The sequence below is a fragment of the Streptacidiphilus pinicola genome, from assembly GCF_003258295.1.
GTDB lineage: Bacteria > Actinomycetota > Actinomycetes > Streptomycetales > Streptomycetaceae > Streptacidiphilus > Streptacidiphilus pinicola.
This window is the reverse complement of the sequence record NZ_QKYN01000118.1, coordinates 51082-72448: the sequence shown is the minus strand read 5'-3', so window position 1 is coordinate 72448 and position 21367 is coordinate 51082. Positions and strand designations below refer to the sequence as shown.

The window sequence follows — 21367 nt, the reverse complement described above, 5'->3', positions numbered from 1 at the left end:
CCCCGGGCCGCCTCCGCCGCGCCGGTGTTGACGCCCAGGGTGACCGGCTCGGAGCGCACGATCGTGTTGGCCCCGTTCGCCCACGCCTGGCGGGCGAGGTGGAGCTCGTCGCCGGCGAAGGTCTCGTTGGAGGTCGGGAAGGCCATCCAGGTGCGATCGTGCGCGGCCCACTCGGCGGGCATGGACCAGCCGAGGGAGGCCGGGGTGGGGGTGGTGCTCATGAGGGTGGGGCTCCTAGCGGACGAGGGGAGGCTAGAGGAAGTACAGGCGGCTGAGGGTGACGGTGTCGGCGGGGTGGGAGTGGAGGGGGTCTCCGTCGAGGGTGACCAGGCCGGTGGTGGGGTTGACGTCGACGGTGCCGAGGCGGTGGTTGCGGAGCATGTCGGCCGGGCCGATGCCGCGGGTGTGCTGGACGGGGACGCGTCGTCGGCGGGTGGGGAGTTGGTCGCCGGCTGAGATGGCTGCGGCGGCGACGAAGGCGACGGAGATGTCGGCGGCGGTGGTGCCGTGGGCGCCGAACTGGGGTCCGAGGACGAGGGGTTCGCAGCGGTCGGTGGAGGCGTTGGGGTCGCCGGTGACGCCGTAGGCGGGGAAGCCGGATTTGAGGACGAGTTGGGGTTTGGCGCCGAAGTGGTCGGGGCGCCAGAGCACGATGTCGGCGAGTTTGCCGGGTTCGAGGGAGCCGATCTCGTGGGCGAGGCCGTGGGCGATGGCGGGGTTGATGGTGAGTTTGGCGATGTAGCGCAGGACGCGTTCGTTGTCGTCGCCGGATTCCGTGGTGCCGTAGCTGCCTTGGCCGTCGAGGGGGCCGATTTCGTGTTTCATTTTGCCGGCCATGGCGAAGGTGCGGCGGACGGTTTCGCCGGCGCGGCCCATGCCTTGGGCGTCGGAGGAGGTGATGCCGATGACGCCGAGGTCGTGCAGGACGTCTTCGGCGCCCATGGTGCCGGCGCGGATGCGGTCGCGGGCCATGGCGGCGTCGCCGGGGAGGTCGGTCTTGAGGTCGTGGGCGGAGACGATCATGCCGAAGTGTTCGCCGAGGGCGTCGCGGCCGTAGGGGAGGGTGGGGTTGGTGGAGGAGCCGATGACGTTGGGGACGCCGGCCATTTTCAGGACGTTGGGGACGTGTCCGCCGCCGCAGCCTTCGATGTGGAAGGCGTGGATGGTGCGGCCGTCGAGGACGGCGAGGGTGTCCTGGACGGAGAGGCATTCGTTGAGGCCGTCGGTGTGGAGGGCGACTTGGACGTCGTGGTCCTCGGCGACGCGTAGGGCGGTGTCCAGGGCGCGGGTGTGGGCGCCCATGTCTTCGTGGACTTTGAAGCCGGAGGCGCCGCCTTCGGCGAGGGCTTCGATGAGGGGGCCGGGGTCGCTGGAGGAGCCGCGGGCGAGGAAGCCGATGTTGACGGGCCAGGCGTCGAAGGCGTTGAAGGCGTGGCGCAGGGCCCAGGGGGAGTTGACGCCGACGCCCCAGACGGGGCCGAATTCCTGGCCGATGATGGTGGTGACGCCGGAGGCGAGGGAGGCTTCCATGATGCGGGGGGAGAGGAGGTGGACGTGGGTGTCGATGGCGCCGGCGGTGGCGATGAGGCCTTCGCCGGAGACGATGGTGGTGCCGGTGCCGACGACGACGTCGATGCCGTCGAGGGTGTCGGGGTTGCCGGCGCGGCCGATTGCGTGGATGCGGCCTTCGCGGATGCCGATGCTGGTTTTGCGGATGCCCAGGACGGGGTCGATGACGGTGACGTTGGAGATGACGACGTCGCAGGTGGCGGCGACGGTGGTGGCTTTGAGGTGGAGGCCGTCGCGGGCGGTTTTGCCGAAGCCGGCCAGGAACTCCTGGCCGGGTTCCTGGGAGTCGGCTTCGACGCGGATGATCAGCCCGGAGTCACCCAGCCGGATCCGGTCCCCGGCCCGCGGCCCGTGCACCGCGATGTAGTCGTGCGGATCGATGAAGGCGGAGGGAACCGCGCCCGCGCGCCCGTGGCAGCCCGCCGCGTCGAAGATGCTGCCGCTCATCAGGATTCCTTCTGCTCGAAGTTGGTCAGATAGCCGCAGGCGCGGGCCTTCTCCAGCGCCGCCTCCCGCGCGCCCGGCGCGTCCAACGGGCCGTCCACCAGCCCGGCGAAGCCGATCACGACGCGGCCGCCGCCGATCGGCAGCAGGCCGACCTCGACGACCGCGCCCGCGTCGAAGCGGACGGACGAGCCGGCCGGGACGGCCAGGCGCATGCCGAACGCCGCCGCGCGGTCGAAGGCGAGCCGGGGGTTGGCCTCGAAGAAGTGGAAGTGCGAGGTCACCGTCACCGGCACCGGCGCGGTGTTGCGCACCTGGAGCAGCACGGCCGGCTCCGCCGGTTCGTAGCCGGCGCCCGCACCGGGCAGGGCCGCGCCCGGGGCCTCGGTGCCGAGGGAGCCCTCGCCGCGGAACGGGTCGTCGATGACGCACAGCCGGGTGCCGTCCTCGAAGACGGCCTCGACCTGGAGCGTGGTCACGACGTCCGGCACGCCCGGCAGCACGTCCTTGGCGGCGAGCACGCTGCGGCCGGCCTCGATCGCCTCCGCGAGGCGCTTGCCGTCGCGGGCCGCCTCGCAGACGGTGTCCGCGATCAGCGCCGTCGCCTCCGGCACGTTCAGCCGCAGCCCGCGCACCCGCCGGGCGCGCGCCAGTTCCGCCGCTGAGAACAACAGCAGCCGGTCCCGTTCAGTCGGAGTCAATCGCACGGTGCCTCGCAGTTTAGAACGCCGTTCAAACGTCCCTCGCATTGAACCCCGCCGCGGGCCGCCTGTCCAGCCCAGGCCCCCGGAACACGCGTGGGCACCCGCCCGGATCAGCCGGACGGGTGCCCACGGGTGTGACTACAGCCCCAGCATCGCCTCGCGGTGGCCGAACCAGGCCAGCGTGTCGGCGATGCCCTGCTCCAGCGAGAGCTCGGGGTGCCAGCCGAGCAGTCGCTGCGCCTTCGCGGTGCGGGTGAACGCGCCCGCGTTGTCCCCGGGGCGCGCCGGGGCCTCCTCGACGGGCAGCGGCGCGCCCGTGACCGCCTCGAAGGCCGTGATCAGCTCCCGCACCGTGGTGCCGCGCCCGGTGCCCAGGTTGATCACCTCGTAGCAGTTGGGACCGTCCAGCGGCAGCACCTCGTCGAACCGCTGCACCGCCGCGACGTGGGCGCGGGCGAGGTCCCAGACGTGCACGTAGTCGCGGATGCCGCTGCCGTCGCGGGTGGGCCACTCGGTGCCGGTGATCCGGAAGGGCAGGCCGTTGGTGCGCGCCTGGATCAGCTTGCCGAGCGCGTGCGAGGGCACCGCCGCCTGCAGGCCGGTGCGCAGGCTCGGGTCGGCGCCGATCGGGTTGAAGTAACGCAGCGACAGCACCCGCAGCGGGCTGGCCTGGGCGGCGTCCTTGAAGACCAGCTCGGTGACCATCTTGGTGCGGGCGTAGGGGGAGAGCGGGTCGAGGGCCGAGTCCTCGTCGACGGAGAAGTCCGCGCCGGCGGTGTAGATCGAGGCGGAGGAGCTGAACAGCAGGCGGTCGCAGCCGTTGCGCAGCAGGTGCTCGGTGAGCGCGATCGTCTTGGCCACGTTGACCCGGTAGTAGCGCAGCGGCTCGGAGACCGAGTCGGGCACCACGATCAGCGCGGCGCAGTGGATCACCGCGGATATCTCGGGGTGCTCCGCGAAGATCCGGTCGATCAGCTCGCCGTCGGCGATGTCGCCCTCGTAGAACGCGCGCCCCCTGGTGAACTCGGCGCGGCCCGTCACCAGGCTGTCGAGCAGGACCGGGGTGATCCCGGCGTCCAGGCAGGCCGAGGCGACCGTGCTGCCGATGAAACCCGCTCCGCCGGTGATCAGGACCTTCACGTTCTCGTTCCCCTCCGTCATGGCTCGGACGCCTGTGCGACGCCCTCGGAAAGCCCGACGTTCCACGTCTCGTGATGGTTCCGTGATCGAGGAGAGATCTTCCAGTGACCGGATGGTCGGGGTGTCGTGACACCTCGGCTCGTGCGTCGGCATTGCCGCAGGACCGTTCATCCGACAGGATGAAGTCCGGATATACACCCCAAGATCCGCCCTTCCGGCTCGGAGCTGGGACAATGGGGGGAGCAGCAGCCGCGCTGACCTGGTGCGGCCCCATTCGCAGGGCAGGAGAACGATGGCGCCAAGGCCGCAGCCGCCGCGGCTCCCGCAACCAGCGCACCGCCCGCCGCAGCAGAGCCAGGCTCCGGACTGGCTGGAGCCGGCGATGGCGGCGAACGGCATCGGATCGTGGCACTGGAACATCCGCGCCGACCGCATCGTCTGCGACGAGCGAGCCCTGGCCATCCTCGGGCTCGAGGAGCTCGGCCTGCAGGCCAGCGAGCGCCTCCCGGTCTGCGGCACGGCCGCAGCCGCAGCCGCCGCCGGGACGGCCGGCGTGGCCGCCCCCGTGGTCCCGGCACCCGCGGCCATCCCCGGTGTCGCCTTCACGGAGAACCGGCAGGCGTCGATCACCGCCGCCGAGTTCCTCGCCCTGCTGCACCCCGAGGACGCGCCGGTGGTCAAGCGCCGCGTCGAGCGCGCCATCGCCGAGCTGGGCCAGTGCGGCGCCTACTACCGCACCGTCTTCCCCACCGGTGACCTGCACGCCGTCCGCTTCCGCGGCCGGGTGCTCGCCGACGAGCACGGGCGGCCGACCGACATGGTCGGCTTCGTCTGGGACGCCACCGTCGAGCTGCTCAAGCGACGCCGCGCCGACCACGCCGCGACGGTGCGTGAGGAGCGCACCCTCTTCATCCGCGAGGCCGCCAAGGCGCTCTCCGAGGGCGTCACCACCGCCGACGTCGCGCGCGTCTTCACCGAGCTGCCGCTGCCAGGCATCCCGCCCGACGGGCTGGTCCTGGCCGTGCTGGAGAGCGGGCGGATCCAGATCCTCGCCTCCTCCGGCTACGACGGCGTCTCGCGTCCCCCGCACGACCACGTGCCGCTGGACGCCGACCACCCGGCCGCGCTCGCCCTGCGCACCCGCACTCCCGTCTTCCTGGCCAGCCAGGAGGAGTACAAGCACCGCTTCCCCGAGGCCTGGCCGCAGGTCGTCGGCCACCCCCGGCACGCCTGGGCCTTCCTGCCGCTGGTCGCCAGCGGCCGGCCGCTCGGTGTCTGCCTGGTCAGCTTCGACGAGAACCGCACCCTCGACTACGAGGAGCGGACCCTGCTCAGCACCCTCGGCGGCCTGGTCGGCCAGTCACTGGCCCGGGCCCGGCTGCACGACGCCGAGCACGAGCTGGCCGCGGGCCTGCAGCGGGTGCTGCTGCCGCGCCGGGTCCCGCCCGTCCCCGGCTTCGACGCCGTCGCCCGCTACCTGCCCGCCGGGACCGGCCTGCAGATCGGCGGCGACTGGTACGACGTGGTCCCGCTGCCGAACGGCCACGTCGGCGTGGTCATCGGCGACGTCCAGGGCCACGACGTGCACGCCGCCGGCGTCATGGGCCAGCTGCGGATCGCGCTGCGCGCCTACGCCGCCGAGGGCCACCCGCCCGCCGCGGTGATGACACGCGCCTCACGCTTCCTCGCCGACCTGGACACCGGCCACTTCGCCACCTGCGTCTACGCCGAGGTCAACGTGGACTACGGCGCGGTCTACGCCGTCCGCGCCGGCCACCTGAACCCGCTGATCCGCCGGGCCGACGGCAGCACCGCGGTCCAGCACGTCGACGGCGGACTGCCGCTCGGCGTGGACCCCGAACAGGGCTACCCCGTCAGCCGGTTCACGCTGGACCCGGGCGACGTGCTGCTGCTCTGCACGGACGGCCTGGTCGAGACCCGCCGGGTCGACCTCGACGAGGGCATGGAGCGGCTGCGCCGCCTCGTCGGCGGCTGCCAGGACGTCGAGCTGTCGGCGCTGGCCGACCGGATCGCCCGCTCCGCGGCGGACAGCCCCGAACGCGACGACGACGTGGCCCTGCTGCTGCTCCGCTGGGAGGGCCTCTCGGCCTCCCGCCCGCGCGAGCACCTGCGCCGCCGGATCGGGCAGGCGGACCTGGCCCGGATCGCCGAGGTCCGCGCGGAGCTGCGGGACGCGGTGCGCCGCTGGGGCGTCGGTGAACTCTCGGACACCGTCGAGCTGTTGACCTCGGAGCTGGTCACCAACGCGCTGGTGCACACCGACCGCGACGCGATGCTGACGGCCCGCCTCTCCCGCGACGCGGACCACGGGCAGGCGCGGCTGCGGATCGAGGTCGTGGACGACTCCGACCAATGGCCCAAGCGCCGCACGCCCGGCGAACAGGCCTCGTCCGGACGCGGGTTGATGCTCGTCGAGGCCATGAGTGACGCCTGGGGCGTCGAGCCGAACGGCACCGGCAAGCGGATGTGGTTCGAGCTGGTCTGCGGGACCCCGGAGACGGACGAGGCGTCGGCTCAGCCGTAGAGCTTCTCCAGATCCTTGAGCTTCTGCTCCAGGGAGTCCCAGGCGCTGGCCCGCGGAACCGCCGGCATCGACAGCGTGTCGTCCTCGGCGGTCAGGTCGAAGACCCGCTCCCTGGACGGGGGTTCACCGGCCTCTATGGCGGGCTCCCCGGAGCTCACCTCGTCCCGCGAGCCGCCCGAGCGCGGCAGCTGCGGCATGCGGCGACCGCCGCCGAGGGCGCGCAGCTGGGGCCGCTCGTCCTCCCGCCGGCGCATCCGCGCGCGGCGCTCCTCGCGCACCTCGTCCACCGCCTCGTCGAGGCTGCGGACGTTCTCCAGCAGCATCAACGACCAGGCGGCGTACGTCTCGCGCGGCGCGCGCAGCCAGCGCACCACGCGGATCTGCGGCAGCGGCCGCGGCACCAGGCCCTGCTCCCGCAGGGCGGCCTTGCGCGTCTGCTTCAGCGCGCGGTCGAAGAGGATCGCCGCGGAGAGCGACATGCCCGCGAAGAACTGGGGCGCGCCGCTGTGGTCGACTCCGCGGGGCGCGTGCACCCAGTTGAACCACGCGGACGCCGCCGCGAACAGCCAGACGAGGCTGCGGGAGCCGAGCGCCGCGTCACCGTGGCTGGCCTCGCGCACGGCGAGCACGGAGCAGAACATGGCCGCGCCGTCGAGCCCGAAGGGCACCAGGTACTCCCAGCCGCCGGTCAGCCCGAGGTTCTGCAGGCCGAAGCCGACCAGGCCGTGGAAGGAGAGCGCGGCCGCGACGGCCGCGCAGCAGAACAGCAGCAGGTAGGAGGCCGAGCCGTACACGGACTCCTTGCGCCTGCGCCGTTCCTCGCTGCGCTCCCACGTGTCGCCGCCCGCCGGCTTGCCGGCCCGGGCCCGCAGCACGACCAGCAGCACGGCCACCACCAGCAGCAGTGCCGTGAGCGTCAGGACCCACCCCAGAGCGCCGTCGCTCAGACTCATCGTCGCCTCGTCTCCTCCCACCCCGGCAAGCCGCCCGAGGCGGGACCATCCTGACGGAGCCGCAGAGAAGATCATGTGGATTTGGGACAGATACACCGGAACGGGTGAACCTGTCCCAAGGAGGGCACGCCTCAGTCCAGATTCAGCCAGACCGGGGTGCCGGCGAAGGCGCGGACCAAACGGCGGGCCTCGGCCCGGAGTTGGGCGGCCTCGGCCGGGGTGGAGACGTCGGCGAGGGCGGCGAGCGCGGGGGCGAGGCCGATGGCGAAGCCGGTCTCCTCGCGGAGCCGCAGGGACTCCGCGTAGCCGTGGCGGGCGCCCGCCACGTTGCCGTCCTCCTGGGCGATCGCGGCGAGATGGCGCCAGGTGTAGGAGAGCAGGTGCGCGTCCTGCTGCTGCTCCGCGCCCGCGTGGGCGCGGCGGTACGCCGCGCGGGCGGCGGTGGCGTCGCCCAGGAGGGCGTGGGCGATCAGGCCGCGGCGGAAGTCGAGCAGCGGGCGGGCCGGGTCCTCGGGCGCCAGCAGCGCGGACGCGCGGCCGAGCGCCGCCTGCGCCTCGTCGAGCCGGTCGTGGACCTTCGACACCGTGGCGCCGTAAGCGAGAAAGCCCCGCGCGCAGGCCGCGGCGGCGCGCTCGCGGTTGTCCCGGACGACGGCCTCCGCCGCCCGCAGCGCACTCTCGGCGTCGTCCCAGCCGCGGCCGGTGAAGAACGCCGCCTCGATCAGCAGCTCGGCGCGCTCCACCGCGGTGCCCGCGTCGCCGTCCAGCAGGTCCGCCGCGGTCTGCCAGCAGCCGCGCGAGCGCAGCAGCCAGACCTGTCCGGCGTCGGTCGTCCGTTGCTCGGGGATGCGAGCCGGCGTGGAGGACTCCGCCGCCCGGGACCGCTGCTGTTCGGACAAGGACACGCCTTCGCCCCTCACTGCGACCGCTGTCGGCCGCCATTGGTCCGCCCTCGGTGACGGTCATTCAACACGCGGGTCGCGACCCGCGCCAGATCATGGACGCGAGGAGTTGCGGACCAACTCCCGCGCGGCCGTGTTGACGGCCTGCGGCATGCCCGTCAGATCAAGCTCGAACAGGGCCACCAGCAGTTGGTCGGCCCGGTTGCGGGCCTCCAGCGAATAACCCGCGAGGGTGAACATGGCCGGGATCAGCTCGTCACCGTGAAGGGTGTTGAGCCACAGGCACTCGACCGCGCGCAGGTCGGCCGGCTCGGTCCAGGTGTCGACCTGGGCGACGATCGTCGGGCCCAGCAGGCAGACGCCCTCGCGGTCCTGCGAGTCGGAGACCTCCAGCTCGCCGAAGCCGAGCCACTCCAGGTAGCGCGCGGCGGCCAGCACCGCGTCGTCCGAGGTGCGGACGGGATGCGGCAGGAACGGCTTGCGCGCCAGCGCCCGGGGCGGCTGGACCGGCCGTCCGGAGCCGACCGGCGCGGGCGGCGGCACCGGGCTTGGCGTCACGGGCCGCACCGGCTGGACGGGCTGCACCGGCTGGCCGGGGTAGACCGGCGCCGCCCCGCCGGCGGGACCGACGGTGTGCGGGCGGCGTGTGGTGTCGACGGGCATCCGCACCGTGGCCCCGCAGCCGCAGGTGAACTCGGGCTGCGGCCACTGCTCGGACCGCCCGCAGGAGGGGCAGCGCATGCTCAGCCAGGAGTCCTCCCAGGACCGGAACCGGACCTGCACCGGGATCCCGCCCTGCAGCAGCGGGATCTTCAGAGCCGCGCCGCACGGGCACGGGAACACCGGCGGCTCGTACGCGTGCTCCCGCCGGCAGCTGGGGCAGCGGACGGGCTGGGGTGAACCTGACATGAGGGACCGTCCGTTCCTTTCGAGACGTGACTCGACCGACCGGAGGCCGAGGGCCAGGGCCGAGCAGAGCGGGACGTTGTTACTGAGACTACGCCGCAGGCGCGTTCCCGGTTCCATGCTCCCCGATCCCACCGAGGAGCGGAACGCTCATTCGTGCCACAAACAGGCGCACGCCGCTAGCCCCCGATCGCGGACATCGGCCGCGCCGGGCGCTCGAAGTCGGCGCTGCCGATGGCGTGACCTGGGCCCTTGCCGGCGATGCAGGCGCGCCAGGCCGCCTCGATCCGGTCGTCGTCCGCGCCGCCGCGCAGCAGCGCGCGGAGATCGGACTCGTCCGTCGCGAACAGGCAGTTGCGCAGTTGTCCGTCGGCGGTCAGCCGGACCCGGTCGCAGCCGCCGCAGAACGGCCGGGTCACACTGGCGATCACACCGACCGTCGCGTCGTGGCCCTCGATCCGCCACTGCTCGGCGGGCGCGCTGCCCTCGCGCGGGACGGGGTGCAGCGTGAAGACGGTGCCGAGCGCGGCGAGGATCTCCTCGGCGGTGACCATGCGCTCCCGGTCCCAGGCGCCCTGCGCGTCCAGCGGCATCGACTCGATGAAGCGGAGCGCGTAGCCGTGCTCGACGGCCCAGACCGCGAGATCGGTGATCTCGTCGTCGTTGACCCCGCGCACCGCCACGGCGTTGACCTTGACCGGAGTGAGGCCCACCGCTCGGGCGGCCGCGAGGCCGGCCAGCACGTCCGGGAGCCGGTCGCGCCGGGTGATCGCCTGGAACCGGTCCCGGCGCAGCGTGTCCAGGCTGATGTTGACCCGGTGCAGCCCCGCCGCGCGCAGCGGCTCCGCCTGGCGGGCGAGGCCGATCCCGTTGGTGGTGAGCGAGAGCTCCGGCGCGTCCGGCAGCGCGGCGAAGGCGCCGACCAGGTCCGCCAACCCGCGCCGCAGCAACGGCTCGCCGCCGGTCAGCCGCAGCGACCGGATGCCGAGACGGGTGGTCGCGATGCGGACCAGGCGCAGCAGTTCCTCGTCGCTGAGCAGGTCCGGCTTGGGCAGCCAGTCCAGTCCCTCGGCCGGCATGCAGTACGTGCAGCGCAGGTTGCAGCGGTCGGTCAGCGAGACCCGCAGGTCCGTGTGGACCCGGCCGAAGCGGTCCAGAAGCGGGCGCGGAGGCGATGGACGTTGCTGCATCGGCCCAGTACAACCGCCCTGCGCCGAGCGGTCCAGCGGGCGATGCCCCGGTGAACTCCGCGGGGCCGCGCGGCAGACTTGTGTGTTTCTCCAAGTCCGGCGCCGTGCGCCGCACGCCATGCTGGGACCGTGGAGGACGTGATCGGCCTGCTGCTGGCCGCCGGGGGCGGCCGCCGGATGGGCAACCGCCCCAAGGCGCTGCTGCCGTACCGCGGTCGGCCGATGGTCGAACACGCGCTCACCGTGCTGCGGGCGGGCGGATGCCCGCGGGTACGGGTCGTGCTGGGCGCGGCGGCCGACGAGATTCTCGGCGTGGCCCGCTTGGGCGACGCGGAGGTCGTCCTGAACCCCGCGTGGGAGACGGGGATGGGCTCGTCACTGCGGGTGGGCCTGGCGGGCCTGACAGCGAATGCGGCGCTGATCGGCCTCGTCGACACCCCCGGCGTGACGCCTGAGGCCGTCTCCCGCGTCCTCGCCTCCGGCGCGCCCCTCGCCGCCGCGAGCTACGCCGGCGAGCGCGGGCACCCGGTCCTCATCGCCTCCCGCTTTTTCGCCGAGGCGAGCGCGGGCGCGGTCGGTGACGCGGGCGCGCGGGCGCTGCTGCGGGCCCACGCGGGGGAGTTGCGACTCGTCGAGTGCGGCGACGTGGCCTCCCCGGAGGATGTGGACACCCCCGAGCAATTGGCCAGGTTGCACTCACCCCAGGCGCGCGAGGAACCGAGCGAGTAACCCTCCCGAGGGGGATGGCCCTGTTCGCACGGGACACTCCCACCCAGGGTGGCTTGTCGCGCCCACGCTGGGGTTACTCGGCAGCGGACGAGCGGAGCGCTTCGCCCAGGCGCTCCGCGATGCCCTGCATCTGCGGGATCAGCGCGCGAGCGCCCGCGCGGGTCTCCAGAAGGCGAACGCGGGCCTCGGGGCCGGAGATGGAGAGGGCGGTGGGGGTGGGCGCGCCGGGGACCACGACGGCGATGCAGCGGACGCCGATCTCCTGCTCCTGGTCGTCCACGGCGTAGCCGACGTCCCGGGCGGTGACGAACTGCGGCAGCAACTCCCGCGGGGAGGTGACCGTGTGGACGGTGTGCGCGGGGAGCGGGCCGTTGCCCAGGGTGGCGAGCGCCTCGCCGGGCGGGAGTTGGGCCAGCAGCACCTTGCCGACGGCCGTGCAGTGCGGTTGGACGCGCCGTCCGACCTCGGTGAACATGCGCATCGAGTGCCGTGAGGGCACCTGGCCGACGTAGACGACCTCGCCGGCCTCCAGCACCGCCAGGTTCGCCGTCTCCCCGGTGGCCTCCATCAGCTCCGCCAGGAACGGGCGGGCCCAGCTGCCCAGCAGGCGACCCGCCGTCTCGCCGAGCCTGATCAGGCGCGGCCCCAAGGTGTAGCGTCGAGCCGTGTCCTGACGAACGTATCCCTGCTGGACGAGCGTGCGCACGAGGCGGTGAATGGTTGGCATGGGAAGCCCGGAGGCAGTGGCCAGATCGCTCAGCGTGCTGACGCCGCCCGCCTCGGCCAGCGCCTCCAGCAACTGGAAGGCGCGCTCGACCGATTGCACGCCGCCGGCGCGGTCGGCGCCCGCGGTCCCCGAGCGGGGATCCGACGACAGGGATGACGTCACCACAACAGCCTTCCTGGCAGGGTCTGGCAAGCTAACTCAACAAAGTGTTGAATTTCTGTATCGCGGAAACTAGCCTCCACCTTACAGAAGCGAAGCGCACCGCACAGTGGGCTTCGATCATCCGCATCTTCTGATCTGACGAGGGTTCCATGGGTGCAGTGCAGGAAACCGGGAGCAAGCCGCTTTCTACCGGGATCGAGATCGTCGGTCCGCCGGTGGAGCGTGGAAGCGAGGTGTTGACTCCGGCCGCACTCGCCTTCGTCGCCGATCTGCACCGACGCTTCGGCTCACGCCGCAACGACCTGCTGGCGCGCCGCAAGGAGCGTCGCGCCGAGATCGCGCGCACCGGCACGCTCGACTTCCTCCCCGAGACCGCCGGGGTCCGCGCCGCGGACTGGCAGGTCGCTCCGGCGCCGCGCGCGCTCAACGACCGCCGGGTCGAGATCACCGGCCCGACCGACCGCAAGATGACCATCAACGCCCTCAATTCCGGCGCCAAGGTGTGGCTGGCCGACTTCGAGGACGCCACCGCGCCGAGCTGGCGCAACCTGGTCGAGGGCCAGCTGAACCTGACCGCCGCGCTGGCGCGTACGATCGACTTCACCTCGCCCGAGGGCAAGGAGTACAAGCTCAAGCCGGACGCCGAGCTGGCCACCATCGTGGTCCGCCCGCGCGGCTGGCACCTGGACGAGGCACACCTGCTGGTCGACGGCGAGCCGGTGGCCGGCGCGTTCGTGGACTTCGGCCTGTACTTCTTCCGCAACGCGGCGACGCTGCTGGCCCGCGACGAGCAGGACCCCAACTCGGGCCCGTACTTCTACCTCCCGAAGACCGAGTCCCACCTGGAGACGCGGCTCTGGAACGACGTCTTCGTCCACGCCCAGGAGGCCCTCGGCATCCCGCGCGGCACGATCCGCGCGACCGTGCTGATCGAGACGATCACCGCCGCGTTCGAGATGGAGGAGATCCTCTACGAGCTGCGCGAGCACGCCGCCGGCCTCAACGCTGGCCGTTGGGACTACCTGTTCTCGATCGTCAAGAACTTCCGTGACGGCGGCGAGAGGTACGTCCTGCCGGACCGCAACAGCGTCACCATGACGGCCCCGTTCATGCGCGCCTACACGCAGCTGCTGGTCAACACCTGCCACCGCCGCGGCGCCCACGCGATCGGCGGCATGGCCGCGTTCATCCCCTCGCGCCGCGACCCCGAGGTCAACGCGGCCGCGCTGGAGAAGGTCCGCGCGGACAAGGACCGTGAGGCCGGCGACGGCTTCGACGGCTCCTGGGTCGCGCACCCGGACCTGGTGCCGGTCTGCCGCGCGTCCTTCGACGCGGTGCTGGGCGAGCAGCCGAACCAGAAGCAGGTCGTCCCGGCGAACGACGTCCGGCCCGAGCAACTGCTCGACGTGGCCTCGGCGGGCGGCGGCTGCACCCGCGTGGGCCTGCAGAACGCGGTCCAGGTGGGCCTGCGCTACATCGAGGCGTGGCTGCGTGGCTTCGGCGCGGTGGCGATCTTCAACATGATGGAGGACGTGGCCACGGCCGAGATCTCGCGCTCGCAGGTCTGGCAGTGGGTCAACAACTCCGTCGTGCTCGCCGACACCGGTGAGAAGGTCACGGCCACCCTGGTCCGCGAGATCGTCGCGACCGAGCTGGCCGCGATGAAGCAGTCCGACGGCCGTTGGGACGAGGCCGCGCGGCTCTTCGAAGAGGTCGCGCTCGCCGACGAGTTCGTGGACTTCCTCACGCTTCCGGGCTACGCGCTGCTGTAGCGCGCGTCGCCCGGAGTACGACAGCGGCGCTTCACGCAACCTGGGGAGGTCCCGCGTGAGGCGCCGCTTACGTTCCTCTGAGGTTCCTCTGGATCCGTGAACGCCGTCTTGAATGCACGGCGTCAGCTCACTAGCGTCGCGGACCGCACAACCAAACAGCACTGCGCGTGGTGGCACAACTGCCGTCCGGCCGGCGGCAACCGCACAGCCCTCCCGTTCCTCGTCGAGAAGGGCCCCACCGTGCTTCGTTCCGCCCTCGTCGCAGGTTGCGCCGCCGTGCTCGCCGCCGGCGCCCTTGCCATCGCCGCTCCCGCCGGAGCGAGCGAACTCGCTCCCCACCACATGAACGCTCACGCGGCGGGCCACCGGTCGGTCGCCGCCTCGGGCAACAACCTCGCCTACGGCGGCGGCAACGTCGTGACCGCGCCGAAGATCTTCATCGTCTACTGGGGCAACCAGTGGGGCAGTGGCTCCACGGTCACCAACGACCCGTCGGGTGAGGCCGCCCTCCAGCAGAGCTTCTTCTCGCACGCCTACGGCAGCGGCGACACCTGGTCCAACTCCCAGACCCAGTACTGCCAGGGCGTCTCCGCCGGCACCACCCAGTGCGGTAGCTCCGGCACCCACGTCGGCCACCCGTCCGCCAACCCGGTCGGCGGCACCTGGCTGGACAGCTCCTCGAAGGCGCCGAGCAAGCCCGGGACGTCCGCGATCGCCGCGGAGGCGAAGAAGGCCGCGACGCACTTCGGCGTCTCCGGCGACAACGTCCAGATCATCGTGGACCTCGCCCACGGCGTCTCGCCGAGCGGCTTCAAGACGCAGTGGTGCGCGTGGCACGACCACACCACCGCGAGCAACGGCGCGGACCTGCCCTACACCAACATGCCCTACATCACCGACGCGGGCGCGGGCTGCGGCGCGAGCTTCGTCGCCCCCAGCGGCGGGGTGAACGGCGCGACGGAGGGCATCACCATCGTCGGCGGCCACGAGTACGCGGAGACGCTGACCGACCCGGCGCCGAGCAGCGGCTGGGTCGACAGCAGCGGCGCGGAGACGGGCGACAAGTGCGCCTGGATCTCCAGCGGCCAGGGCGCGTCCTCGATCGTCTCCCTGAACGGCGCGAACTTCGCGGTGCAGTCGCTCTGGAGCAACAACTTCGGCGGCGGCGCGGGGAACTGCGTGGTGTCGTACACCAGCGCCAGCAGCCAGCACTGAGGTGCCTTTAGGGGCGCGAGGAACTGCGCGAGCAACCACCCTGGGCGGATGGCCCGCTCGTTCGGCGAGTCACCACCTTGGGATGGGGGCACCCCCGCCCGAAGGGTGGGGGATTGTCGCGCAGTTCCTCGCGCCCCTTGGGTGGTTGCAACTGCCGGTCGCGCTGACGCGGCGGAGCCGCAGTGCGGTAGAGCCCCGCGCCCCTGATCGGTGCAACTCAGGCTCGCGGGTCGAGGACCAGCTTGCCGGTGGTCTTGCGGGCGCGGAGCGCCTCGTGGACGGTGCGGGCTTCGGAGAGGGGGTGGGTGCCGCCGATCTGCGGGGTGAGCTCGCCCGAGGCGACCAACTGCAGCAACTCGCGCATCGGCTCGGTGTGCAGGTCGGGACGGCCCAGCGCGTGCATGAGCCAGAAACCCACCACGGAGGTGGAGTGGCCCATGAGCTTCGCCGCGGCCAGCGGCGACGGCTCCTGGCGGGACGCCATGCCGTAGGTGACCAGGCGGCCGAAGGGGGCGAGCGCCGCGAGGGACGCGTCGAAGACGGGGCCTCCGGTCATCTCCAGGACGATGTCGACCTTGTTGCCGCCGTTGGCCTCGACGAGGCGGTCCTTGAGGCCGTCCGCGTCGGCGTCGATCGCCTCGTCCGCGCCCAGCGAGAGGGCGAGTTCGCGCTTCTCCTTCGTCGAGGCCGTCGCGATGACCCGGCCCGCGCCGAACCGGCGCGCGAGCTGGACCGCCAGGGAACCCGTGCCGCCCGCCGCGGCGTGGACCACGACGGACTCGCCCGGCGCGATCCGCGCCGAGGTGCGGAGCAGGTTCCACGCGGTGAGGCCCTGGACGACGAGGGCGAGCGCGGCCGCGTCGGAGACCTCGTCCGGGACGTCCGTCGCCATCGGCGCCCATGCGCAGGCGCGCTCGGCGTAGCCGCCGGTCGCGGTGAGGGCGACGACGCGGCGGCCTTCGGCCGTCCGGCCGACGACCTCGCCGCCGGGGATCATCGGGAGCGAGGAGCGGGACAGGTAGGAGTCCTCGACGGCGTGCGTGTCGGCGTAGTTGACGCCTGCCCCGTCGACCTCGACGAGAAGCTGCCCCGGCTGCGGTACCGGGTCGGGGACCTCGGCCAAGCGCAGGACCTCGGGTCCGCCGAACTCCGTGATCTGGATCGCCTTCATGTGCACCGCTCCAAGCTACCGACCAGTATCTTGCGCACAACATACCCGCTGGTATGCCCGAAGGGAACACCGCCGAAGGGAACACCGAAGCCCCGGACCCTCGCCGTGGGTCCGGGGCTCCAGCCCCCTCGGCGCGCACGAGCGCCGGGGAGTCCGGGCAGCACACCGTCCCAGTGTCTGCCCGGAGTCTTCGGGTCACTGGCCGCGTGAGGCGAGCTCCTTCGCGGCGTCGGCACAGGCCTTCGCGATGCGGTCCTCGTTCACCGTGGTGAGGAGGCCGTTCTCGACGACCGGGCGGCCGTTGACGAGCAACAGTGACAGGGGCGGCAGTGCGCCCATGACCAACGCCGCGACCGGGTCGGCGATGGAGGAGTGCATGATGCCGTCGATCTTCCACAGGGCGAGGTCGGCGAGCTTGCCGACCTCGACCGAGCCGATCTCGGCCTGCCGGCCGAGCACCCGGGCGCCGCCCATGGTGCCCAGGCGCAGTGCCTGACGCGCGGTCAGCGCGTCGGGGCGGCCGTGGAGCCGGTTGACGAGCAGCGCGTTGCGCAGTTCGGTGCCCAGCTCACCGGACTCGTTGGAGGCCGTGCCGTCCACGCCGAGGCCGACCGGTACGCCGGCCGCCAGCATGTCGGGCACCCGGGCGATGCCGGCCGCGAGTCGGGCGTTGGAGGAGGGGCAGTGGGCGACGCCGGTCCCGGTCTCCGCGAACTTGCGGATGTCGGAGTCGTTCATGTGGACGCAGTGCGCCATCCACACGTCCTCGCCCAGCCAGCCGACCGACTCGAAGTAGTCGGTCGGGCCCATCCCGAACAGCTCCTTGCAGAACTGCTCCTCCTCGGCCGTCTCCGAGCCGTGGGTGTGCAGGCGCACACCCTTGCGGCGGGCGAGCTCGGCAGCGTCCCGCATCAGCTCCGTGGTCACCGAGAACGGCGAGCAGGGGGCGATGGCGACGTGCAGCATCGAGCCGAAGGAGGCGTCGTGCCACGTGTCGACCGCCGCCTCGGAGGCGATGAGGATGTCCTCGGTCCTCTCCACCGCATGGTCCGGCGGCAGGCCGCCGTCGCTCTGACCGCGGGACATCGAGCCCCGCAGCGCGGTGAAGCGCAGGCCCAGCTCGGAGACGGCCTCGATGGAGGCGCCGAGGATGTCGCCGCCGCCCCGCGGGAACACGTAGTGGTGGTCCGAGGCGGTGGTGCAGCCGGACTTCAGCAGTGCGGCCGCCGAACCCTGGGACGCCGCGTGGACCAGCCCCGCGTCGATCCGCGACCAGGTCGGGTAGAGCGCGACCAGCCAGTCGAACAGGATGTCGTCCTGTGCGAGCCCGCGGGTGATCCACTGGTAGAAGTGGTGGTGGGTGTTGACCAGACCCGGTGTCACCAGGTGGCCCTCGGCGTTGATCCGCCGCACCACGTTGTCCAGCCACTTCGGGGCGGGACCCTCGCCGACCGACTCGATCACGTTGCCGGCGACGACGACGTGGCCGCGCCGGTACTCGGTGTCCAGTGCGTCGACCGTCGCGATCGCGGCGTTCTCGACGACGATGCGCTCGACGTTCCGCTCGACATCGCCTTCGGCGGGTTCTGCTTCGGTTGCCATGTGCTCGTGCTCCTCGACAGCGGACTGGTGAAGTACCGCCGTCTGGTGCGGCCCAGGGCGGGACGGCGGGAGAATCCCTGGGGTCGAGCGAGTCGAAACCTGAAGGCTAGGCCACCGGAATGACGGGGGTGACGCCCTCGCGGTGCACGGTGCCCTCGATGAGACCGTACATCCGGTCCGCAGCGTAGTAGACCTCGTTGTCGTTCTCCAGGCCGAACGGCTCCAGATCCACCAGGAAGTGGTGCTTGTTCGGCAGCTCGAGGCGGACCTCGTCGACCTCGGCGCGGTTGTTCAGCACCCGGGTGCCCATCGCGTAGAGCGTCTGCTGCAGCGAGTAGGAGTAGGTCTCCGCGAAGGCCTCCAGCATGTGCTTGCGCACCTGCTGGTAGGAGCGGTCCCAGTTGGGCTCCTGCTCGCCCTCGGCGCCGGAGAAGCCGAACTTCCAGCGGGCGGTGACCTGGGTGGCCAGGATCCGGTCGTACGCCTCCTTGAGGGTGGTGTACTCGTCCTTGATGTAGCCCCAGAACTCCGAGTTGGTGGAGTTCATCACGACCAGGTCCTTGAGGCCCGAGATGACCTGCACGTTGGTGCCGTCGTAGACGATCTCGGAGGTGCGGACCTCGGTGTTGCGGCGGACGAAGGAGTGGCCGATCTCCTCGGAGCCGATGAAGCGGGCCTTGTTGTCCGGGATCTCGATGCGGTCCCAGACGTACTCCTCCACCCGGATGCGGGCCCGGTGGATCGGCGGCGTGTCGTCGACGAAGTGGCGGGCGAGCAGGATGCCGAAGTTCTCCGGCGACTGGACACCGAACTTCTTCGCGTAGGCGAAGACCGTGTTCTTGGTGGTGTCCGTCGGCAGACAGTTCGCGTTGGAGCCGGTGAGGTGGACGTCGTCGAGGTCGCCGGAGAGGGCGACGGAGACGTTCAGGTCCCGGATCTCGTGGCGGTTGCCGGTGCGGGTGACCCGTACGATGCGGTTCTCCGCCTTGCCGTACTGGTTCTGGCCGAGCTGGTGGGCCATGGTCTAGCTCCCTCGGTAGACGGAGTACCCGAACGGGTTGAGCAGCAGGGGTACGTGGTAGTGGGCTTGGGCCGGGTCGACGTCGAAGACGATGGCGACCTCGGGGAAGAAGGCTCCGTCGGTGGTGAAACGGAGCCGGAGCACGGTGCCGACGCTCAGGTCCGGGACCGGCAGGTCCTTGCAGCGGCCGTCGGCGTCGGTGGCGGAGGCCCCGAGGGCCTTCCACTCGCCCGCGACCTGCTGGGCCAGCTCGACCGGGATGCCCGCGGCGGGCTTGCCGAGGCTGGTGTCCAGCACGTGGGTGGAGATGGAGGTCATGTCGTCCTCGCGTTGTTCCGTGTCGCTGCGTGCCGTGCGGCAGCGTGGCGGGGGAACCGTCAGTTCTCGTCGAGCAGACGGTCGATGCGGATGTCGTTGATCTTGCGGAGCTCGCCCCGGACGATCTCCCGCTCGGTGGCGGCGTCGTTGGGGTGGCGCTCGCGCAACGCGGCCAGCATGGTGGCGGCGGTGCGCCCGGTGGCGCAGATCAGGAAGACGTGGCCGAACTTCTCCTCGTAGGAGGCGTTCGCGGCGGCCAGCTCGGTGAGCAGCGCCTGGTCGGCGCCCTGGACGCCGGCCTGTTCGCGCTCGGAGGTGGCGTCGCCCGGCTTGGGGGTGCCGATCCGGGCGTGGCCGGCCATCGCGTCGTTCAGGTCCGCGGTGGACAGGGCCTCCATGGCGCTCGCGTTGGCGGCGTGGAAGGCGACCCGGTCGCGGTAGGGGCGGGCGAGGCGTACGAGCGTCGCCCAGGTGCGGCTGGAGCAGATCTCCGTCAGGAGCTCGTCCAGCTTCTCGTCCTCGATCGCGTTGACGCGGTCGAGGGCGGGTTCCGTCGGGGTGGCGGGGTGGGTCACTCGTGACCTCCGAAAGTGGGTGCCACGAGAAAAGTAGATCCGCCGACCCCGATCGTCAACACTTTGTTGAATTTAGCTCTGCTTCCCTGCCGCCTGCTGGCGGTTCAGGTAGTTGTAGACGGTGAACCGGCTGACGCCCAGCGCCGCGGCCACATTCTCGACCCCGTGCCGGATGGTGAACGCGCCGCGTTCCTCCAGCAGGGCGACCACGCGCTGCTTGTCCGCGCGATCCAGGGTCGCCAGGTCGGCGCCGTCGAACTGACGGCGGACCTCCTTCAGCAGCCGGTCGAGCGCGCTCTCCAGGCCGGGCAGCCGGACGGCGACCGCCGGCGCGCCCTCCCACTCGAGCGTGACGTCGTTCGGCTGCGCCTCGTCCAGGCTGACCGCGCTGGCGCCGACTGCGTCGAGCAGCGGCTTGATGGCTATGGCCAGCGGGTGCTGCTCGTCGCTCATCCCGCTCCCTCCCCTTCGTCCTGGGCGCCCTCCATGACGCTGACCTGGAGCGAGATCCGAGTGGCGCCGTGCGCCAGGGTCTCGCGGACCAGCCGATCGATCGCGGACAGCGTCTCCTCGGCCTCGCCCTCGGCTGTGGTGCCGAACGGGCCGACGTCGACGTGCAGTCCGGCCTCGTCGACGACGCGGCGCGCGGTACGCGCATGCTCCGGGAAGCCGTCCAGCTCGAACGGCTCGGTTGTGAACTCCACCTTCAATCGCACGTCCGAAGCGTATCGACTCAGTGGCCGAAGTCCGAGAGGTGCTTGACAAACTGTTGAAGTGGCATGCGATAGTTTCATCAAGCAGAAAACATCTTCCGCAATGTGGAACAAGGTGATGGCATGACCGCCCCGCTGAGCTGGCTCGACCAGCGCTGGACCGTCAACCTCTCGATCCTCTTCACCGAGCTCCCGCTGGTGGAGCGCCCGGCCGCGGCGAAGGCCGCGGGCTTCGACGCTGCCGAGCTGTGGTGGACCCTTGACGGCCCCACCCCGCCGCAGGCCGAGCTGGACGCGCTGCGCCAGGCGTTCGTCGACGCGGGCGTACAGCTGACCGGCCTCAACTTCGACGCCGGCAACATGGCCGGCGGCGACAAGGGCCTGCTGTCCCGCCCCGCCGACTCGCAGCGGTTCCGCGACAACATCGCGGTGGCGGTCGGCCTGGCCGAGTCGCTCGGTTGCAAGGCCCTCAACGCCCTCTACGGCAACCGGGTCGAGGACGTACCGGTGGCCGAGCAGGACGCGCTGGCGCTGGAGAACCTCGCGCTGGCCGCGCAGGCCGCGCACGGTATCGGCGCGGTGCTGCTGGTCGAGGCGCTGAACGCGCCCGAGGCGCCGCAGTACGGGCTGTTGAGCTCGAAGGACGCGGTGGCGGTGGTGGACGCGGTGAACGCGACCACCGGCCTGGGGAACACCAAGTTCCTCTGCGACCTCTACCACCTGGCGCGCAACGGCGAGGACCTGTCCGCCGTGATCGCCGAGTACGCGGACCGGATCGGCCACGTTCAGGTCGCCGACGTCCCGGGCCGCAACTTCCCCGGCAGCGGGGAGCTGGACTTCCCTGGCCTGTTCGGCCAGTTGGACGCCGTTGGTTACGAAGGGTACATCGGCCTGGAGTACAAGCCGGTCGCCGGCGTTGCCTCCGCCGACTCCTTCGAGTGGCTGCCCACGGCGCTGCGCACCAGCAAGCGCTGAGCGCTCTGCGACTTTTCGGAAACTTCCCACGGAG

Annotated in this window: 21 protein-coding genes; 5 read left to right on the top strand and 16 right to left on the bottom strand. The window is 71.8% G+C overall.

The window, feature by feature from the left end; all coding sequences use genetic code 11:
- From DN069_RS28675 to galE, 4 genes are all read right to left on the bottom strand, one after another.
- Positions 1–221, bottom strand: a 221-nt coding sequence (locus tag DN069_RS28675) for an agmatine deiminase family protein (RefSeq protein ID WP_165845679.1), incomplete at its 3' end; no start/stop codon positions are given.
- A 31-nt stretch (positions 222–252) separates the two neighbouring features.
- Positions 253–2016, bottom strand: a complete 1764-nt coding sequence (locus DN069_RS28670) for an urease subunit alpha (RefSeq protein ID WP_111505810.1) — start codon at positions 2014–2016, stop codon at positions 253–255.
- Positions 2016–2720, bottom strand: coding sequence for an urease subunit gamma (ureA, locus tag DN069_RS28665; RefSeq protein ID WP_111505808.1), 705 nt, complete (start codon positions 2718–2720; stop codon positions 2016–2018). Before ureA ends, DN069_RS28670 begins: the two co-directional genes overlap by 1 nt.
- Before the next feature lie 135 nt (positions 2721–2855).
- Positions 2856–3878: a UDP-glucose 4-epimerase GalE gene (gene galE / locus DN069_RS28660; protein WP_207892296.1), complete on the bottom strand. Its 1023-nt coding sequence runs from the start codon at positions 3876–3878 to the stop codon at positions 2856–2858.
- 271 nt (positions 3879–4149) lie between these two features.
- On the opposite strand from galE, the gene DN069_RS28655 reads away from it, so the two are divergent.
- Positions 4150–6402: a SpoIIE family protein phosphatase gene (locus DN069_RS28655; protein WP_111505806.1), complete on the top strand. Its 2253-nt coding sequence runs from the start codon at positions 4150–4152 to the stop codon at positions 6400–6402.
- Here DN069_RS28655 and DN069_RS28650 read toward each other — a convergent pair.
- The 4 genes from DN069_RS28650 to moaA all read right to left on the bottom strand — a co-directional run bounded on the left by DN069_RS28650 (position 6393) and on the right by moaA (position 10353).
- Positions 6393–7355, bottom strand: coding sequence for a DUF2637 domain-containing protein (locus DN069_RS28650; protein ID WP_111505804.1), 963 nt, complete (start codon positions 7353–7355; stop codon positions 6393–6395). The genes DN069_RS28655 and DN069_RS28650 overlap by 10 nt on opposite strands.
- Positions 7356–7486: 131 nt before the next feature.
- Positions 7487–8203 (bottom strand): hypothetical protein, encoded by a 717-nt coding sequence (locus tag DN069_RS28645; RefSeq protein WP_111505826.1) that lies wholly within the window; start codon positions 8201–8203, stop codon positions 7487–7489.
- A 147-nt stretch (positions 8204–8350) separates the two neighbouring features.
- Positions 8351–9166, bottom strand: coding sequence for a hypothetical protein (locus DN069_RS28640; protein ID WP_111505802.1), 816 nt, complete (start codon positions 9164–9166; stop codon positions 8351–8353).
- Between the two features lie 176 nt (positions 9167–9342).
- On the bottom strand, positions 9343–10353 hold the full coding sequence (moaA, locus tag DN069_RS28635) for a GTP 3',8-cyclase MoaA (protein ID WP_111505800.1): 1011 nt from the start codon (positions 10351–10353) through the stop codon (positions 9343–9345).
- A gap of 138 nt (positions 10354–10491) precedes the next feature.
- On the opposite strand from moaA, the gene DN069_RS28630 reads away from it, so the two are divergent.
- Entirely contained in the window at positions 10492–11082 is a 591-nt protein-coding gene (locus tag DN069_RS28630; protein ID WP_111505824.1) for a nucleotidyltransferase family protein, read from the top strand.
- Between the two features lie 73 nt (positions 11083–11155).
- On the opposite strand, the gene DN069_RS28625 is transcribed toward DN069_RS28630, so the two are convergent.
- Positions 11156–11974: an IclR family transcriptional regulator gene (locus tag DN069_RS28625; RefSeq protein ID WP_111505798.1), complete on the bottom strand. Its 819-nt coding sequence runs from the start codon at positions 11972–11974 to the stop codon at positions 11156–11158.
- A 146-nt stretch (positions 11975–12120) separates the two neighbouring features.
- On the opposite strand from DN069_RS28625, the gene aceB reads away from it, so the two are divergent.
- Positions 12121–13743: a malate synthase A gene (gene aceB, locus DN069_RS28620; RefSeq protein WP_111505796.1), complete on the top strand. Its 1623-nt coding sequence runs from the start codon at positions 12121–12123 to the stop codon at positions 13741–13743.
- Positions 13744–13983: 240 nt separating this feature from the next.
- The gene (locus DN069_RS28615; RefSeq protein WP_133260066.1) at positions 13984–14958 is read left to right on the top strand and encodes a hypothetical protein; all 975 of its coding nucleotides are present in this window, start codon (positions 13984–13986) and stop codon (positions 14956–14958) included.
- Between the two features lie 217 nt (positions 14959–15175).
- Here DN069_RS28615 and DN069_RS28610 read toward each other — a convergent pair whose 3' ends face one another.
- The 7 genes from DN069_RS28610 to DN069_RS28580 all read right to left on the bottom strand — a co-directional run bounded on the left by DN069_RS28610 (position 15176) and on the right by DN069_RS28580 (position 20361).
- Positions 15176–16129, bottom strand: coding sequence for a quinone oxidoreductase family protein (locus DN069_RS28610; protein WP_111505792.1), 954 nt, complete (start codon positions 16127–16129; stop codon positions 15176–15178).
- 195 nt (positions 16130–16324) lie between these two features.
- The gene (locus DN069_RS28605) at positions 16325–17731 is read right to left on the bottom strand and encodes an 8-oxoguanine deaminase (protein WP_111505790.1); all 1407 of its coding nucleotides are present in this window, start codon (positions 17729–17731) and stop codon (positions 16325–16327) included.
- 106 nt (positions 17732–17837) lie between these two features.
- Positions 17838–18752, bottom strand: a complete 915-nt coding sequence (pucL, locus tag DN069_RS28600; RefSeq protein ID WP_111505788.1) for a factor-independent urate hydroxylase — start codon at positions 18750–18752, stop codon at positions 17838–17840.
- A gap of 3 nt (positions 18753–18755) precedes the next feature.
- Positions 18756–19070: a hydroxyisourate hydrolase gene (gene uraH / locus DN069_RS28595; RefSeq protein ID WP_111505786.1), complete on the bottom strand. Its 315-nt coding sequence runs from the start codon at positions 19068–19070 to the stop codon at positions 18756–18758.
- Positions 19071–19129: 59 nt separating this feature from the next.
- Positions 19130–19645 (bottom strand): 2-oxo-4-hydroxy-4-carboxy-5-ureidoimidazoline decarboxylase, encoded by a 516-nt coding sequence (gene uraD / locus DN069_RS28590; RefSeq protein ID WP_111505784.1) that lies wholly within the window; start codon positions 19643–19645, stop codon positions 19130–19132.
- A gap of 72 nt (positions 19646–19717) precedes the next feature.
- Positions 19718–20098 carry a helix-turn-helix domain-containing protein gene (locus DN069_RS28585; RefSeq protein WP_111505782.1) on the bottom strand — a complete coding sequence of 127 codons (381 nt, stop codon included), beginning with the start codon at positions 20096–20098 and terminating at the stop codon, positions 19718–19720.
- Positions 20095–20361 carry a thiamine-binding protein gene (locus DN069_RS28580; protein WP_111505780.1) on the bottom strand — a complete coding sequence of 89 codons (267 nt, stop codon included), beginning with the start codon at positions 20359–20361 and terminating at the stop codon, positions 20095–20097. The genes DN069_RS28585 and DN069_RS28580 overlap by 4 nt, the downstream gene beginning before the upstream one ends.
- Positions 20362–20493: 132 nt before the next feature.
- Between DN069_RS28580 and DN069_RS28575 the strand changes: the two genes are divergently transcribed.
- On the top strand, positions 20494–21333 hold the full coding sequence (locus DN069_RS28575) for a TIM barrel protein (protein ID WP_165845680.1): 840 nt from the start codon (positions 20494–20496) through the stop codon (positions 21331–21333).
- Positions 21334–21367 lie beyond the last annotated feature (34 nt).

What these genes read in the sequence shown, in the direction of transcription:
- DN069_RS28610 (WP_111505792.1), bottom strand. Translation starts at nt 16,129, where the DNA reads ATGAAGGCGATCCAGATCACGGAGTTCGGCGGACCCGAGGTCCTGCGC.
- DN069_RS28670 (WP_111505810.1), bottom strand. Translation starts at nt 2,016, where the DNA reads ATGAGCGGCAGCATCTTCGACGCGGCGGGCTGCCACGGGCGCGCGGGC.
- galE (WP_207892296.1), bottom strand. Translation starts at nt 3,878, where the DNA reads ATGACGGAGGGGAACGAGAACGTGAAGGTCCTGATCACCGGCGGAGCG.
- moaA (WP_111505800.1), bottom strand. Translation starts at nt 10,353, where the DNA reads ATGCAGCAACGTCCATCGCCTCCGCGCCCGCTTCTGGACCGCTTCGGC.
- DN069_RS28650 (WP_111505804.1), bottom strand. Translation starts at nt 7,355, where the DNA reads ATGAGTCTGAGCGACGGCGCTCTGGGGTGGGTCCTGACGCTCACGGCA.
- DN069_RS28655 (WP_111505806.1), top strand. Translation starts at nt 4,150, where the DNA reads ATGGCGCCAAGGCCGCAGCCGCCGCGGCTCCCGCAACCAGCGCACCGC.
- aceB (WP_111505796.1), top strand. Translation starts at nt 12,121, where the DNA reads ATGGGTGCAGTGCAGGAAACCGGGAGCAAGCCGCTTTCTACCGGGATC.
- DN069_RS28605 (WP_111505790.1), bottom strand. Translation starts at nt 17,731, where the DNA reads ATGGCAACCGAAGCAGAACCCGCCGAAGGCGATGTCGAGCGGAACGTC.
- uraH (WP_111505786.1), bottom strand. Translation starts at nt 19,070, where the DNA reads ATGACCTCCATCTCCACCCACGTGCTGGACACCAGCCTCGGCAAGCCC.
- DN069_RS28585 (WP_111505782.1), bottom strand. Translation starts at nt 20,098, where the DNA reads ATGAGCGACGAGCAGCACCCGCTGGCCATAGCCATCAAGCCGCTGCTC.
- pucL (WP_111505788.1), bottom strand. Translation starts at nt 18,752, where the DNA reads ATGGCCCACCAGCTCGGCCAGAACCAGTACGGCAAGGCGGAGAACCGC.
- DN069_RS28640 (WP_111505802.1), bottom strand. Translation starts at nt 9,166, where the DNA reads ATGTCAGGTTCACCCCAGCCCGTCCGCTGCCCCAGCTGCCGGCGGGAG.